The organism is Pseudomonas sp. Bout1, assembly GCF_034314165.1.
Lineage (GTDB): Bacteria > Pseudomonadota > Gammaproteobacteria > Pseudomonadales > Pseudomonadaceae > Aquipseudomonas.
This window is the reverse complement of sequence record NZ_JAVIWK010000001.1, coordinates 355,411-369,282: the sequence shown is the minus strand read 5'-3', so window position 1 is coordinate 369,282 and position 13,872 is coordinate 355,411. Positions and strand designations below refer to the sequence as shown.

Here is a 13,872-nt window from a genome sequence, read left to right as displayed (position 1 = left end):
CGTGATGAAAAAGGCCTCCTTCGGGAGGTCTTTTTTTTGCCCGCAAAACCCTGTGGGAGCGGGCTTGCCCGCGAAAAATCCAAAGGCACCGCATTTCTTCAATATTTACGCGTTATCGTTAACGACCTTCGCGAGCAAGCTCGCTCCTGCAGAAGAGGAATCTGCCTTGAAATTCAAACTTGGGTTCATCTTGCTGGCCATCAGCGCCAATGTATTCGCAGCACCACCCACCCTCGCCCCACTGCTCGACAGCATTGCCGAACGCCTGGCGATTGCCGACCAGGTGGCCCTGAGCAAATGGGACAGCCACAAGCCCGTCGAAGACCGTGCACGGGAGCAGGACGTGATCGCCAGTGTCGTTGCCCAGGCGCCGAGCTACAAACTGGCACCGGCGCAGGCCGAGCAGTTTTTCTCGGCCCAGATCGAAGCGAACAAACTGGTGCAATACGCCCACCTGTCCGACTGGCGGCTGCAAGGCAAGGCACCCAATGACCCGCGCCCGGATCTGGTCGGCCAAATTCGCCCTGAACTGGACCTGCTGCAAAAGCGCCTGCTGCAACAGCTTGCAGACTTCACCCCCGAGCGCAGCAACCCACAATGTCCACAATGGCTGGCCCAGGCTAATCACCAGCCATCCCGAGATACGTTGCACCAGTTAGCAATGATCCGCGCCACCGCCGAACTATGCGTCTACAAGAACTAAACCTGCGAACCCAATCAAAAATGTAGGAGCTGGCTTGCCTGCGATAGCGGTGTGTCAGCACCCGAAATACCAACTGGTGGTCAGCTATCGCTGGCAAGCCAGCTCCCACAGGTTTTAGTGAAACGAGTTCCTGAACAGAACTTTCAAAACCGCACTATATTGGTGCAATAGGTTGCACCCTTCCCACTTACCCAGCCCATTTTGGTTCGAAACTTCCCGCCGGAGCTGGCAGAACGCCACAGTTTCGCGCCTTAAACCCCCATTTCAAGGCATTAACGCTTCTTTTCGGAGCCTTGGTTTGGTTTTTGCATTTTCCTTGTATCAGCGTGTGCCTCAAGCCCGCGCCTTGCTCCAAAAGAGGTCCTAATGACCATCAGCGACGCACTGCACCGCCTGCTACTCGACAACCTGACCACCGCGACCATTCTGCTCAATGACGAACTTCGTCTTGAGTACATGAACCCGGCGGCGGAGATGCTGCTGGCCATCAGCGGACAGCGCAGCCATGGGCAATTTATCAGTGAACTGTTCACCGAATCGGCCGAGGCCTTGAGCTCGTTGCGCCAGGCCGTGGAGCAGGCGCACCCGTTCACCAAGCGCGAAGCGATGCTCACCGCCCTCACCGGCCAGACCCTGACCGTCGACTACGCGGTAACACCGATCCTGAGCCACGGCGCCACCTTGCTGCTGCTGGAGGTGCATCCCCGTGATCGCCTGCTGCGCATCACCAAGGAAGAGGCGCAACTGTCCAAGCAGGAAACCAGCAAGATGCTGGTGCGCGGCCTCGCCCATGAGATCAAGAACCCGCTGGGCGGGATTCGCGGCGCCGCACAGTTGCTGGCCCGTGAACTGCCGGACGAGAACCTGAAGGACTACACCAACGTCATCATCGAGGAAGCCGACCGCCTGCGTAACCTGGTAGACCGCATGCTCGGCTCCAACAAGCTGCCGTCGCTGGCGATGACCAACGTGCACGAAGTGCTGGAGCGCGTTTGCCAACTGGTGGATGCCGAAAGCCAGGGTTGCATCACCTTGGTGCGCGACTATGACCCGAGCATTCCCGACGTATTGATCGACCGCGAACAGATGATTCAGGCGGTGCTCAATATCGTGCGCAACGCGATGCAGGCCATCAGCAGCCAGAACGAACTGCGCCTGGGCCGCATCAGCCTGCGTACCCGTGCCCTGCGCCAGTTCACCATCGGCCACGTGCGCCATCGCCTGGTGACCAAGGTCGAGATCAACGACAACGGCCCCGGCATCCCTGCAGAGCTGCAGGAAACCATCTTTTTCCCAATGGTCAGCGGCCGCCCGGACGGTACCGGGCTCGGCTTGGCCATTACCCAGAACATCATCAGCCAGCACCAGGGTTTGATCGAGTGTGAGAGCCATCCCGGCCACACCACGTTCTCGATCTTTCTGCCACTGGAACAAGGAGCCCCATCGACATGAGCCGTAGTGAAACTGTCTGGATCGTCGATGACGACCGTTCTATCCGCTGGGTCCTGGAGAAAGCCTTGCAACAGGAAGGCATGACCACCCAGAGCTTCGACAGCGCCGACGGGGTGATGAGCCGCCTGGCTCGCCAGCAGCCTGACGTGATCATCTCCGACATCCGCATGCCTGGCGCCAGTGGCCTGGACCTGCTTGCACGGATTCGCGAGCAGCACCCGCGCTTGCCGGTGATCATCATGACTGCGCACTCGGACCTGGACAGCGCTGTCGCGTCCTATCAGGGCGGCGCCTTTGAATACCTGCCGAAACCGTTCGACGTGGACGAAGCAGTGGCGCTGGTAAAACGCGCCAACCAGCACGCCCAGGAACAGCAGAACCAGGAAGCCCCGCCGGCCCTGACCCGTACTCCGGAAATCATCGGCGAAGCACCGGCGATGCAGGAAGTGTTTCGCGCCATCGGGCGCTTGAGCCACTCCAACATCACTGTGCTGATCAACGGCGAGTCGGGCACCGGTAAAGAGTTGGTGGCCCACGCCCTGCACCGTCACAGCCCACGGGCCGCGTCGCCGTTCATTGCGTTGAACATGGCGGCGATTCCCAAAGACTTGATGGAGTCGGAGCTGTTCGGCCATGAAAAAGGCGCGTTCACCGGCGCGGCCAACCTGCGCCGTGGCCGCTTTGAACAAGCCGATGGCGGCACGCTGTTCCTCGATGAAATCGGCGACATGCCGGCCGACACCCAGACGCGCTTGCTGCGGGTACTGGCCGACGGCGAGTTTTACCGCGTAGGCGGGCACACGCCGGTCAAGGTCGACGTACGGATCATCGCCGCGACTCACCAGAACCTCGAAACCCTGGTGCACGCCGGCAAATTCCGTGAAGACTTGTTCCACCGCCTGAACGTGATCCGCATCCACATCCCACGGATGTCGGACCGCCGCGAAGACATCCCGACCCTGGCCCGGCACTTCCTCAGCCGCGCTGCCCAGGAGCTGGCCGTCGAGCCCAAGCTGCTGAAAAGCGAGACCGAGGAGTACCTGAAGAACCTGCCATGGCCGGGCAACGTGCGTCAGCTGGAGAACACCTGCCGCTGGATCACGGTGATGGCGTCGGGGCGCGAAGTGCATATCAGCGATTTGCCGCCCGAGCTGTTGAGCCTGCCTCAGGATTCGGCACCGGTGACCAACTGGGAGCAGGCGCTGCGCCAGTGGGCCGACCAGGCTCTGGCACGTGGCCAGTCGAACCTGCTGGACAGCGCTGTGCCGGCCTTCGAGCGGATCATGATCGAAACCGCTCTCAAGCATACCGCCGGCCGTCGTCGCGACGCCGCCGTGCTGCTGGGCTGGGGCCGTAACACCCTGACTCGCAAGATCAAGGAGCTGGGGATGAAGGTCGACGGCGGGGATGATGATGAGGGTGATGAGGCCTGATCACTAATCCCTGATCCACTGAAGATCTAATGTGGGAGCAAGCCAGCTCCCACATTTGTTTTGTACCAGACTAACGACCGTGCACCGCTTCAATGCACCACGAACCGGCATCGCGCACAGATCCAACGCTTGAAACACCAACCTTGTTAAGAAAATATTAAAATCCAAAAAAGCCAAAGCCCCGTATTACGGGGCTTTGCGCTTTATGAAGATTTTTTTTGGCACCACTTCGCAGTTCTGGCACGCGCCCTGCAATAACCCTGTTACTACCCAGTTTCGGGGACCTTGGTACAGGCAGGCCGAGAATCCCCTCTTTACACCCGGGGTGCTTGATGCGGATCGCGTCGCGCCCCACACCCGTTTCGGGAACCTCGGTACAGGCAGGCCGGGGATTCCCTCTTTAACACCGAAGCCTTTGGCTTCACCCCGTTTTGGGAGCCCTGGTACAGGCAGGCCGGGAACTCCCTTCTTTACACCCGGGGCTTATGAGGCGACTCGCCCATAGCCCCAGCCCGTTTTGGGAACCTTGGTACAGGCAGGCCGGGGATTCCCTCTTTTATTCTTCCAGGAGATGGATCTCCAACCGCCAGCGTCCCTCGACCTTCCCCCCAGACCATTCCCCGCGCAACGGCCGAGCCGCCACCAGGTTCAGCAGCAAGCCGCCATCGGTCTTGCGAATGCGCCAGTTCACATCCTTGTCGTTAACTTTCAGTTGCCCGCCCTGGGCCTTGCCGAGCGCATCGAACAACAGCGCCACGGTGCCGTCGATATGCTCCCCATGCAGCTTGGGTTCGCTGTTGAACCACACCACAACGCCATCGACGGCAGGTTCGACCTGCTGCAGCTCAACCGGGTCTGGCGTGGTCAGCCGGCCGATCATCAGGCCCACCATCAAGCCGACAATCGCCAACGAGCCTAAAACCCGTGGCAATAGCTTCGGCCTGGGGTCTTCTTCAGGGGTAGAATGCAGCGCATCTTTGCCTTCGGAGCCGTGCATGTTTCACGTCATCCTTTTTCAACCAGAAATTCCGCCGAATACCGGCAACGTTATCAGGCTGTGCGCCAACAGTGGCTGCCACCTGCATTTGATCGAGCCGCTGGGCTTCGACATGGACGACAAGCGGCTGCGCCGCGCCGGGCTGGACTACCACGAGTACGCCACCCTGCAACGCCATGCCGACCTCGCCAGTTGCCTTGAAAGCCTGAACCACCCACGGTTGTTCGCGTTTACCACCAAAGGCTCGCGGCCGTTCCATGATGCCAGCTTTGCCGAGGGCGACGCCTTCCTGTTCGGCCCGGAAAGCCGGGGCCTGCCGGCGGAGGTGCTGGACGCGCTGCCCGACGGCCACCGCCTGCGCTTGCCGATGCGCGAAGGCTGTCGCAGCCTGAACCTGTCCAATACCGTGGCCGTCGCGGTCTACGAAGGTTGGCGCCAGCTCGGTTTCAAGTAACGCCGCACAAACAAATGTGGGAGCTGGTTTGTGTGGGAGCCGGGCTTGCCCGCGATGCAAGTACCGAGGTGTGTCAGTCACACCGCAGTGATGCTATCGCTGGCAAGCCCGGCTCCTACACGAACCAGCTCCCACATTTAGTTCAGCGTCGGGTTCTTACTGAACCGTTGGCGAACCGTCCTGTTGCATGCGCTGCAGCTCTTGCGCATACAGGGCATCGAAGTTCACCGGAGCCAGCATCAGCGCCGGGAACGAGCCACGGGTGACCAGGCTGTCCAGGGTCTCACGGGCATACGGGAACAGGATGTTCGGGCAGAACGCGCCCAGGGTGTGGCTCATGGACGCTTCGTCCAGGCCCTGGATCAGGAAGATACCGGCCTGTTGCACTTCAGCGATGAAGGCCACTTCTTCGCCGTTCTTGACAGTAACCGACAAGGTCAGCACGACTTCATGGAAGTCGCCTTCCAAAGCCTTTTGACGGGTGTTCAGGTCCAGCGCAACGCTTGGGGTCCATTCCTGACGGAAGATCGCCGGGCTTTTTGGCGCTTCGAACGACAAGTCACGTACGTAGATACGCTGCAGGGAAAATTGTGGGCCTTGAGCCTCTTCTGCTGCCGCTTCGGTGTTCTGTTGGTCAGTCATCGCAGATCCTTCGTGATCTTGGGGTCTTTTAGGGGTTGGGAGTCAGACGTGAAGCAGCGCATCCAGTTTACCGGCGCGCTCGAGTGCGAACAGGTCATCGCATCCACCGACATGCTTGTCGCCGATCCAGATCTGCGGCACGGACGTGCGCCCCGCTTTCTTGGTCATCTCGGCGCGCACCTGGGGCTTGCCATCAACCTTGATCTCTTCGAAGGCAATGCCCTTTTTCTCAAGCAGGGCCTTGGCCCGCATGCAATAAGGGCAATAATCGCTGGAATAAACGACAACCTGGCTCATATCACTTCACCAGCGGCAGGTTATCGCCACGCCAGCTGGAGATGCCACCCGACAGTTTGGCGGCGTTGAAACCGGTTTTCAGCATCTCGCGGGCGTGGGTGCCGGAGTGCTGGCCTTGGGCGTCGACCAGAATGATGGTCTTGGCCTTGTACTTCTCCAGCTCGGGCAGGCGCGAAATCAGCTTGTCCTGGGGAATGTTCAGCGCGCCAACAATGTGACCGGCGGCGAAATCCTTGGCGGGACGAATGTCCACCACCACGGCCTCATCCTTGTTGACCAGGGCGGTCAGCTCGGACGTGCTGAGGCTGCGGCCACCGCGGCTCATTTCGTGAGCGATCAGCAGCGCCAGCAGTACGACGAACGCACCAGCGAGCAAATAGTGGGTAGTGGCAAATGCAATCAGGTGATCAACCATCAAGGAGGTTCCAGGGCGTTAAAATGGCGGTAAGTATACACAGCCGTCATGGTCGGCCAACCCCCGTAAAGCGGTGACGTGGTCGGAACTTCGCTTTAAACTGCCACTCCCTTTTCTATTCCCTTCATTCATTACCGCCGCGAGAGGATCTATGACTACCACGCCTAAACCTTTGGTCCTGATAATTCTCGATGGCTTCGGACACAGTGAAAGCCACCACGACAACGCTGTGTACTCGGCCAACAAGCCAGTACTGGACCGTCTGAGCGCCACCGTACCGAACGGCCTTATCTCCGGGTCGGGCATGGATGTTGGCCTGCCGGACGGCCAAATGGGCAACTCGGAAGTCGGCCACATGAATCTCGGCGCCGGACGAGTGGTCTATCAAGACTTCACCCGCGTGACCAAATCGATCCGCGACGGCGAGTTTTTCGAAAACCCGACCATTTGCGCGGCCGTGGATAAAGCGGTCAAGGCCGGCAAGGCCGTGCACTTCATGGGCCTGCTGTCGGACGGCGGCGTCCACAGCCACCAGGACCACCTGATCGCCATGGCCGAACTGGCCTTCAAGCGTGGCGCCGAGAAGATCTACCTGCACGCCTTCCTCGACGGGCGCGACACCCCGCCAAAAAGCGCCCAGTCCTCCATCGAACTGCTGGACGAAACCTTCAAGACCCTCGGCAAGGGCCGTATCGCCAGCCTGGTCGGCCGTTACTTCGCGATGGACCGTGACAACCGCTGGGACCGCGTAGCCCAGGCCTACAACCTGATCGCCGATGGCCAGGCCGAATTCAACGCCGCCACCGCCCAGGAAGGCCTGGAAGCCGCCTACGCCCGTGGCGAGAGCGACGAATTCGTCAAAGCCACCACCATCGGTGAGCCGGTCAGGATCGAAGACGGCGACGCCCTGGTGTTCATGAACTTTCGCGCCGACCGTGCCCGCGAACTGAGCCATGTGTTTGTCGATGACGGCTTCAAGGACTTTGAGCGCGCACGCCAGCCGAAAGTCGAATTCGTGATGCTGACCCAATACGCCGCCAACATCCCGGCTCCATCGGCGTTCGCCCCGGGCAGCCTGGAAAACGTACTGGGCGATTACCTGGCAAAAAACGGCAAGACTCAGCTGCGCATTGCCGAGACCGAAAAATACGCCCACGTGACCTTCTTCTTCTCCGGCGGCCGTGAAGAACCGTTCCCGGGCGAAGAACGCATCCTGATCCCGTCGCCGAAAGTCGCCACCTACGACCTGCAGCCAGAAATGAGTGCCCCGCAAGTCACGGACAAGATCGTCGACGCCATCGAGCACCAGCGTTACGACGTGATTGTGGTCAACTACGCCAACGGTGACATGGTGGGCCACAGCGGCAACCTCGAAGCCGCCGTAAAAGCTGTGGAATGCCTGGACCTGTGCGTCGGCCGCATCGTCGACGCCCTGGACAAGGTGGGCGGCGAAGCGCTGATCACCGCTGACCACGGCAACTGCGAGCAAATGTCCGACGAATCCACCGGCCAGGCCCACACTGCCCACACCACCGAGCCGGTGCCGTTCATCTACGTGGGCAAGCGCGACCTGAAAGTGCGTGACGGCGGCGTGCTGGCCGACGTGGCACCGACCATGTTGATGCTGATGGGTCTGGAGAAGCCGAAAGAGATGACCGGGACCTCAATCCTGGTCTGATCCCGAAGCACCGCGTAATCCTGTAGGAGCTGGCTTGCCAGCGATAGCATCAACCTAGTGTCTCTGAAACACCGAGGTGCCTGCATCGCCGGCAAGCCAGCTCCCACAAGGTTCGGAGGCGGCTTCAGGGATGTCCTTTTGCCATACTGCCGCCACTGGGCACCTAACTTGCCTGCCAGCCCGAATTGGACGTTTTTTTGCAGCGTGGGCCGGGCATACTAGGCCGTCCCTTTCCCTGGTGTCGCCCGCCTCTATGCTTCGCGCCTTGATTACCCTCGCTCTTGTCTGCCTGCTCCAACCGGCGTTTGCCGATGAGCGTGCACAAACCCAACAACAGTTGGACGCTACGCGTCAGGACATTACCGAGCTGAAGAAACTGCTCGGCAAGCTCCAGGAAGAGAAATCCGGCGTGCAGAAAGACCTGCGCGGCACGGAAACCGAGATGGGCAAGCTGGAGAAGCAAGTCCAGGAGCTGCAAAAAGAACTAAAGAAGAGCGAGTCGGAACTGGAGCGACTCGACGGTGAGAAAAAAAAACTCCAGAGCGCCCGCGTTGAACAGCAACGCCTGATCGCGATCCAGGCCCGCGCCGCCTATCAGAACGGCCGCCAGGAATACCTCAAGCTGCTGCTCAATCAGCAGAACCCGGAAAAATTCGCCCGCACCCTCACCTATTACGACTACCTGAGCAAGGCCCGCCTGGAGCAACTGAAAAGCTTCAACGAGACCCTGCGCCAGTTGGCCAACGTTGAAACAGAAATCGCCAACCAGCAGTCGCAGTTGCTCGACCAGAAAAGCGCCCTCGACAGCCAGCGCGACGAACTGGACAAGGTGCGCAAGGAGCGCCAGCAGGCGCTGGCCAAGCTCAATGATGACGTGAAGGCCCGTGACGCCAAGCTCCAGGCCCGCGAGCAAGACCAGGCTGACCTCGGTAAAGTCCTGAAAACCATCGAGGAAACCCTGGCTCGCCAGGCCCGTGAGGCAGAGCAAGCGCGGCAAAAAGCGCTGCTGGCCCAGCAGGAAGCCGAAAAAAAGCGCGAGCGTGAGGCTGCCGAGGCAGTTGCCAGCGCCACCGACGCCCCGGCCCCGCGTAAACCGGCGCGTGCAGCGCCTGGCCCGCTGGTTTCCAGCGCCGGCGAATCCTTCGGCGGACCTTTTGCTTCAGCCCGGGGCAAACTTCCATGGCCTGTTGATGGTCGACTACTGGCACGCTTTGGTGAAACCCGTGGCGATGACACCCGCGCCAAATGGGACGGTGTGATGATCAGTGCCGGTGCCGGCACACAGGTCCACGCCATTCACGGCGGCCGTGTGGTGTTCGCCGATTGGCTGCGGGGCGCAGGTTTGTTGGTGATTCTTGACCACGGTAATGGCTATTTGAGCCTTTACGGCCACAATCAAACTTTGCTTAAAGCGGCAGGTGATGTTGTAAAAGCCGGTGAGTCCATCTCCACTGTCGGTAACAGTGGTGGCCAGGACACTCCGGCGCTGTACTTCGCTATTCGTCAGCAGGGCCGCCCGAGCGACCCCGCACAATGGTGCCGCACCCAAGGATAAGGGTCGCATCTACATTAGGAGTTCGTTCGACATGCTGCATTTGTCCCGCCTCACATCGCTGGCCCTGACGATCGCCCTGGTAATAGGCGCGCCTTTGGCATTCGCCGACCAGACCGCCCAGTCAGCCACGGCCGCGACCACCAAGGCCCCGTTGCCGCTGGACGAGTTGCGCACCTTTGCCGAGGTCATGGACCGGATCAAGGCCGCTTATGTCGAACCTGTAGACGACAAGACACTGCTGGAAAATGCCATCAAGGGCATGCTCAGCAACCTTGACCCGCACTCCGCTTACCTGGGCCCGGAAGATTTCGCCGAACTGCAGGAAAGCACCAGCGGTGAATTCGGTGGCCTGGGCATTGAAGTCGGCGCCGAAGACGGCCAGATCAAAGTGGTCTCGCCGATCGACGACACGCCGGCCTCCAAGGCCGGGATCCAGGCCGGCGACCTGATCGTCAAGATCAATGGCCAGCCGACCCGTGGCCAGACCATGACCGAAGCCGTCGACAAGATGCGCGGCAAGCTCGGCCAGAAAATCACCCTGACCCTGGTGCGCGACGGCGGCAACCCGTTTGACGTGACCCTGGCGCGCGCGACCATCACGGTCAAGAGCGTGAAGAGCCAACTGCTGGAGTCGGGTTACGGTTACATCCGCATCACCCAGTTCCAGGTCAAGACCGGCGACGAAGTGGCCAAGGCCCTGGCCAAGCTGCGTAAAGACAATGGCAAGAAACTCAGCGGCATCGTGCTCGACCTGCGCAACAACCCAGGCGGCGTGCTGCAGGCGGCGGTGGAAGTGGTCGACCATTTCATCACCAAAGGCCTGATCGTCTACACCAAGGGCCGTATCGCCAACTCCGAGTTGCGCTTCTCGGCCACCGGCAACGACCTCAGTGAAGGCGTGCCGATGGTCGTGCTGATCAACGGCGGCAGCGCCTCGGCCTCGGAAATCGTCGCCGGCGCCCTGCAGGACCAGAAACGCGGCGTGCTGATGGGCACCACCAGCTTCGGCAAAGGCTCGGTGCAAACCGTGTTGCCGCTGAATAACGACCGTGCACTGAAGATCACCACGGCGCTGTACTACACGCCGAACGGTCGCTCGATCCAGGCCCAGGGCATCGTGCCAGACATCGAAGTGCGCAAGGCCAAGATCACCAACGAAGCTGACAGCGAGTTCTACAAGGAAGCTGACTTGCAAGGTCACCTGGGCAATGGCAACGGCGGTGCCGACCAGCCAACCGGCAGCGGCTCGAAAGCCAAGCCGATGCCACAGGACGACGACTATCAGTTGGCCCAGGCACTGAGCCTGCTCAAGGGCCTGAGCATTACGCGTAGCCGTTGATATGCGTTGTGCACTGATCGTCGCTTTGCTGTGCTGTCTGGCGGGAGTTGCCCAGGGCAACCCCGCCAGTGCCGCGCCCACCGAACACAAAGCCTACCTGACCCTGATCATCGACGACCTGGGGCAAAACCTGCCCCGGGATCGTCGCGTGCTCGCCCTGCCTGGCCCGGTGACCACGGCGATCATGCCCGACACACCCCACGCCGCCGAATTCGCGCGCGAAGCCCACAAGGCCGGCGAGATCGTGATCCTGCACATGCCCATGGACCCGGCCACCGGCCCGTTTGCCTGGCACCCTGACCTGCCCATCGAAGAGCTGGGCAAACGCCTGGACGCCGCCTTCAAGGCCGTGCCCTATACGGCCGGCATCAACAACCACATGGGCAGCCGCATGACGGCGCAGCCAGAGGCCATGGCCTGGTTGATGAGTGAGTTGCAACGGCGCCACAAGTTCTTCGTCGACAGCCGTACCAGTGCCAAGACCGTTGCCGCTGCCGAGGCGCAAAAGATCGGCCTGGCCAGCGTCTCGCGGGATGTGTTCCTCGATGACGAACGCACCGAAGCGGCCATCACCACCCAACTGCAAACCGCCATCAAGCTGGCCCACAAACAAGGCTCGGCGGTGATGATCGGCCACCCTTACCCGCAAACCCTGGCAGTGCTGGAACGCGAATTGCCCAAGCTCAAGTCTCAGGGTGTGGAGTGGATCGATATCAAGTTGATGATCAGCCTGCGCAGTAACCAGGCCATGGCCGGCCACGGTAAAAACGGTACGTACCGCTAGCGCTAAATAGCTACCGCCCACCACCTGGCCGACTTTCCGATAGTGGATCCTTGGATCAACTGGAGAGTCTGCTCATGAACGCACTGCAATACAAAGACCTGCTCATCAACTTCACCACTGAATTTGCTCCTATCTGGAACGATAAAGGTACCCGGTCCCAACAGGCTGTTACCTTCTGGCGCCCGAGCACATCCTCGGACGCATTGAGCAATTTTATTTCCTTGGGCGATGTCGCGATCGGGGACTATCACAACATCAATCATCGCAAGATCGTCGCCGTGGTCAGCGAGGCCGATAACGTAAATGGCACCGCGTTACGCACACCCGATGATTTCGAGTTGGTCTGGCGGCATTCCGGCAAAAGGGTCCGCGCAGAAGTATCTATCTGGCGCCCGATTCCGCCACGAGGATATGTGGCGCTGGGCATGGTGTGTGGCGTCGGCAATGAGAAGCCGCCACGTAACACGGTTCGGTGCGTCAGGGCCGACCTGGTGGTTGGCGCCCACCCGGACCAACCGATCTGGAACGACAAAGGCAGTGGTGCGCACAATGATTTCAGCGCCTGGAACATTAGCCCTCCAGAGGCGGCACCCGGCGAAACCTACCTGGCAGCGGGTACCTTTGTCGGGGCCACCGGCTATGCCAGGCCAACGCAGCAAACCACAACGCATGCGCTGCGCCTGGACTTGCCCCTGCATACCCGCCATCTACCGCCGTTACCCCCAGTGCTGGACCCGCAACAGCGCGCGCTATGGGACGCGGCACATGCCCCTCATGTGTGTGAGCTACCTTGGTTTGCAGTGAAAGATCCAGAACTGACACCCATCGAGCAATTGAGCAACTGCCCCACCTATCGATTGGAAAGGAACGACCAATACATTCTGGTGAGCACGGGTCACAACCCATCCCCGATCAGCAAGACCTTCAATTGGACGGTCTACAGGGGAGAAGTCGACAACCTGTCCGCAGGCCTCCGCGCCTTGACTGGAATCGGATGGGCGAGTGGATGGTCATCCGGGCACCCGTTAAAAATCTGCGCTCGGCTTGACCTCGATTTTACCCACACCGCCACATCGGCCAAAGGCTGGGGCCAGACCAGCCTGTTCGAAGTGATTGCCTACGTGCCTGCAAACAAATCCATCGGCGCCTACCTGATCAGGAGCGAGTACAAATTGCTTCGCACGGACGGCAGCCAACTGGGCGCAACACTTAAATACGCCAATGGAGAAAACGTGCACTTCAGCGAGTTGCTACCCCCTCAACCCGCCACACCCGAGCAACTGCCGACAGCGCCTGATACCGCTGAGGCCACCCTAGAGATAACGCCCCATGATGGCATCGACGACACCTTCGTCTCGTAACTGATCCAGGGCCGCCTGAAGCTTGGCCACCACCTCATCCGGCACGTTTTTGTTCAACGCCAGGTACAGCTCGGCACTGTTGAAACGCAGCACGGTCTTGAGCCCGGTCACCCCGACCTGGCGCGCCAGGTAACGCCCCGCCGGGTCGCCGGTGGCCCACAGGTCGATCTGGCCATCCACCAGCTTTTGCGCATTGTCTTGATCGCGCAGCACGATGACGGGCTTGAGGCCCTGTTTTTCCAGGCTTTCGGCAATGGCGTCGCCCTTGTAGGCGCCGATTCTGTAGCGCCGGGCGTGCTCAAGGTCGGCGAGTTGGATCTTGCTGTCTGCCTTGGCCAGCAGCACCCAGTCGTCCGGGCCGATGGGGCCGACCCATTTGAACAGCGCCTCACGGTCCGGCAGGCGGGCCATCACAAATACGCCGTAGCCGGGTTGTTCCAGGGCGAGCTTGTAGATCCGCTCCCAAGGAAAACGCAGAGTCAGGTTGTAGGAGATGCCGGCGCGCTTGAAGGTCTCATGGACGATGTCCACGGCGATGCCTTCGATGTTCTCTTCCTTGGCGAAGTTCTTGCCGTTTTTCGCCATGTTGTAAGGCGGGAAGTTCTCCGTGAGCAACACCAAAGAAGCGTTGTCAGACGGTTCGTCGGCGTGGGCTGAACCCGCCAAAAGGATGGAGGTACTGGCGAGGGCGAGCAGCAGGTCTTTGAACATGAAAGTTACCGGGATCCATGGCAAGCCCAGAGAGTGCCGCGAGCCTGCCAT

14 protein-coding genes are annotated in these 13,872 nt (G+C 60.4%); 9 read left to right on the top strand and 5 right to left on the bottom strand.

The genetic code is table 11. The annotated features are described in order from the left end of the window. The first annotated feature begins 166 nt into the window (after positions 1–166). The 3 genes from RGV33_RS01695 (at position 167) to ntrC (ending at position 3,588) form a co-directional block, all read left to right on the top strand. On the top strand, positions 167–703 hold the full coding sequence (locus RGV33_RS01695) for a chorismate mutase (RefSeq protein ID WP_322142849.1): 537 nt from the start codon (positions 167–169) through the stop codon (positions 701–703). Positions 704–1,069: 366 nt separating this feature from the next. Then, positions 1,070–2,155: a nitrogen regulation protein NR(II) gene (gene glnL, locus RGV33_RS01690; RefSeq protein ID WP_322142848.1), complete on the top strand. Its 1,086-nt coding sequence runs from the start codon at positions 1,070–1,072 to the stop codon at positions 2,153–2,155. Continuing rightward, entirely contained in the window at positions 2,152–3,588 is a 1,437-nt protein-coding gene (gene ntrC / locus RGV33_RS01685; protein WP_008435682.1) for a nitrogen regulation protein NR(I), read from the top strand. The genes glnL and ntrC overlap by 4 nt, the downstream gene beginning before the upstream one ends. Positions 3,589–4,144: 556 nt before the next feature. Here ntrC and RGV33_RS01680 read toward each other — a convergent pair. Next, positions 4,145–4,585: a hypothetical protein gene (locus RGV33_RS01680; RefSeq protein WP_322142847.1), complete on the bottom strand. Its 441-nt coding sequence runs from the start codon at positions 4,583–4,585 to the stop codon at positions 4,145–4,147. On the opposite strand from RGV33_RS01680, the gene RGV33_RS01675 reads away from it, so the two are divergent. Then, positions 4,584–5,039: a tRNA (cytidine(34)-2'-O)-methyltransferase gene (locus RGV33_RS01675; RefSeq protein ID WP_169386586.1), complete on the top strand. Its 456-nt coding sequence runs from the start codon at positions 4,584–4,586 to the stop codon at positions 5,037–5,039. The two genes, RGV33_RS01680 and RGV33_RS01675, sit on opposite strands and share 2 nt — an antisense overlap. Before the next feature lie 156 nt (positions 5,040–5,195). Here RGV33_RS01675 and secB read toward each other — a convergent pair whose 3' ends face one another. The 3 genes from secB to RGV33_RS01660 are packed head-to-tail and all read right to left on the bottom strand — an operon-like array spanning position 5,196 to position 6,393. Further along, positions 5,196–5,681: a protein-export chaperone SecB gene (secB, locus tag RGV33_RS01670; RefSeq protein WP_322142846.1), complete on the bottom strand. Its 486-nt coding sequence runs from the start codon at positions 5,679–5,681 to the stop codon at positions 5,196–5,198. A 42-nt stretch (positions 5,682–5,723) separates the two neighbouring features. Then, positions 5,724–5,978 (bottom strand): glutaredoxin 3, encoded by a 255-nt coding sequence (grxC, locus tag RGV33_RS01665; RefSeq protein ID WP_010169095.1) that lies wholly within the window; start codon positions 5,976–5,978, stop codon positions 5,724–5,726. Position 5,979: 1 nt separating this feature from the next. After that, complete coding sequence (locus RGV33_RS01660) at positions 5,980–6,393, bottom strand: rhodanese-like domain-containing protein (RefSeq protein WP_322142845.1); 414 nt, start codon at positions 6,391–6,393, stop codon at positions 5,980–5,982. A 151-nt stretch (positions 6,394–6,544) separates the two neighbouring features. Between RGV33_RS01660 and gpmI the strand changes: the two genes are divergently transcribed. The 5 genes from gpmI to RGV33_RS01635 all read left to right on the top strand — a co-directional run bounded on the left by gpmI (position 6,545) and on the right by RGV33_RS01635 (position 13,110). Continuing rightward, positions 6,545–8,071 (top strand): 2,3-bisphosphoglycerate-independent phosphoglycerate mutase, encoded by a 1,527-nt coding sequence (gene gpmI, locus RGV33_RS01655; protein WP_322142844.1) that lies wholly within the window; start codon positions 6,545–6,547, stop codon positions 8,069–8,071. 253 nt (positions 8,072–8,324) lie between these two features. Then, the gene (locus RGV33_RS01650) at positions 8,325–9,626 is read left to right on the top strand and encodes a murein hydrolase activator EnvC (RefSeq protein WP_322142843.1); all 1,302 of its coding nucleotides are present in this window, start codon (positions 8,325–8,327) and stop codon (positions 9,624–9,626) included. Positions 9,627–9,657: 31 nt separating this feature from the next. Then, positions 9,658–10,965 (top strand): S41 family peptidase, encoded by a 1,308-nt coding sequence (locus RGV33_RS01645; protein ID WP_322142842.1) that lies wholly within the window; start codon positions 9,658–9,660, stop codon positions 10,963–10,965. A 1-nt stretch (position 10,966) separates the two neighbouring features. Continuing rightward, positions 10,967–11,749 (top strand): divergent polysaccharide deacetylase family protein, encoded by a 783-nt coding sequence (locus RGV33_RS01640; protein ID WP_322142841.1) that lies wholly within the window; start codon positions 10,967–10,969, stop codon positions 11,747–11,749. Between the two features lie 74 nt (positions 11,750–11,823). Then, positions 11,824–13,110, top strand: a complete 1,287-nt coding sequence (locus RGV33_RS01635; RefSeq protein ID WP_322142840.1) for a Vps62-related protein — start codon at positions 11,824–11,826, stop codon at positions 13,108–13,110. Here RGV33_RS01635 and RGV33_RS01630 read toward each other — a convergent pair. Continuing rightward, complete coding sequence (locus tag RGV33_RS01630) at positions 13,063–13,821, bottom strand: ABC transporter substrate-binding protein (RefSeq protein WP_322142839.1); 759 nt, start codon at positions 13,819–13,821, stop codon at positions 13,063–13,065. The two genes, RGV33_RS01635 and RGV33_RS01630, sit on opposite strands and share 48 nt — an antisense overlap. Positions 13,822–13,872: the final 51 nt, after the last annotated feature.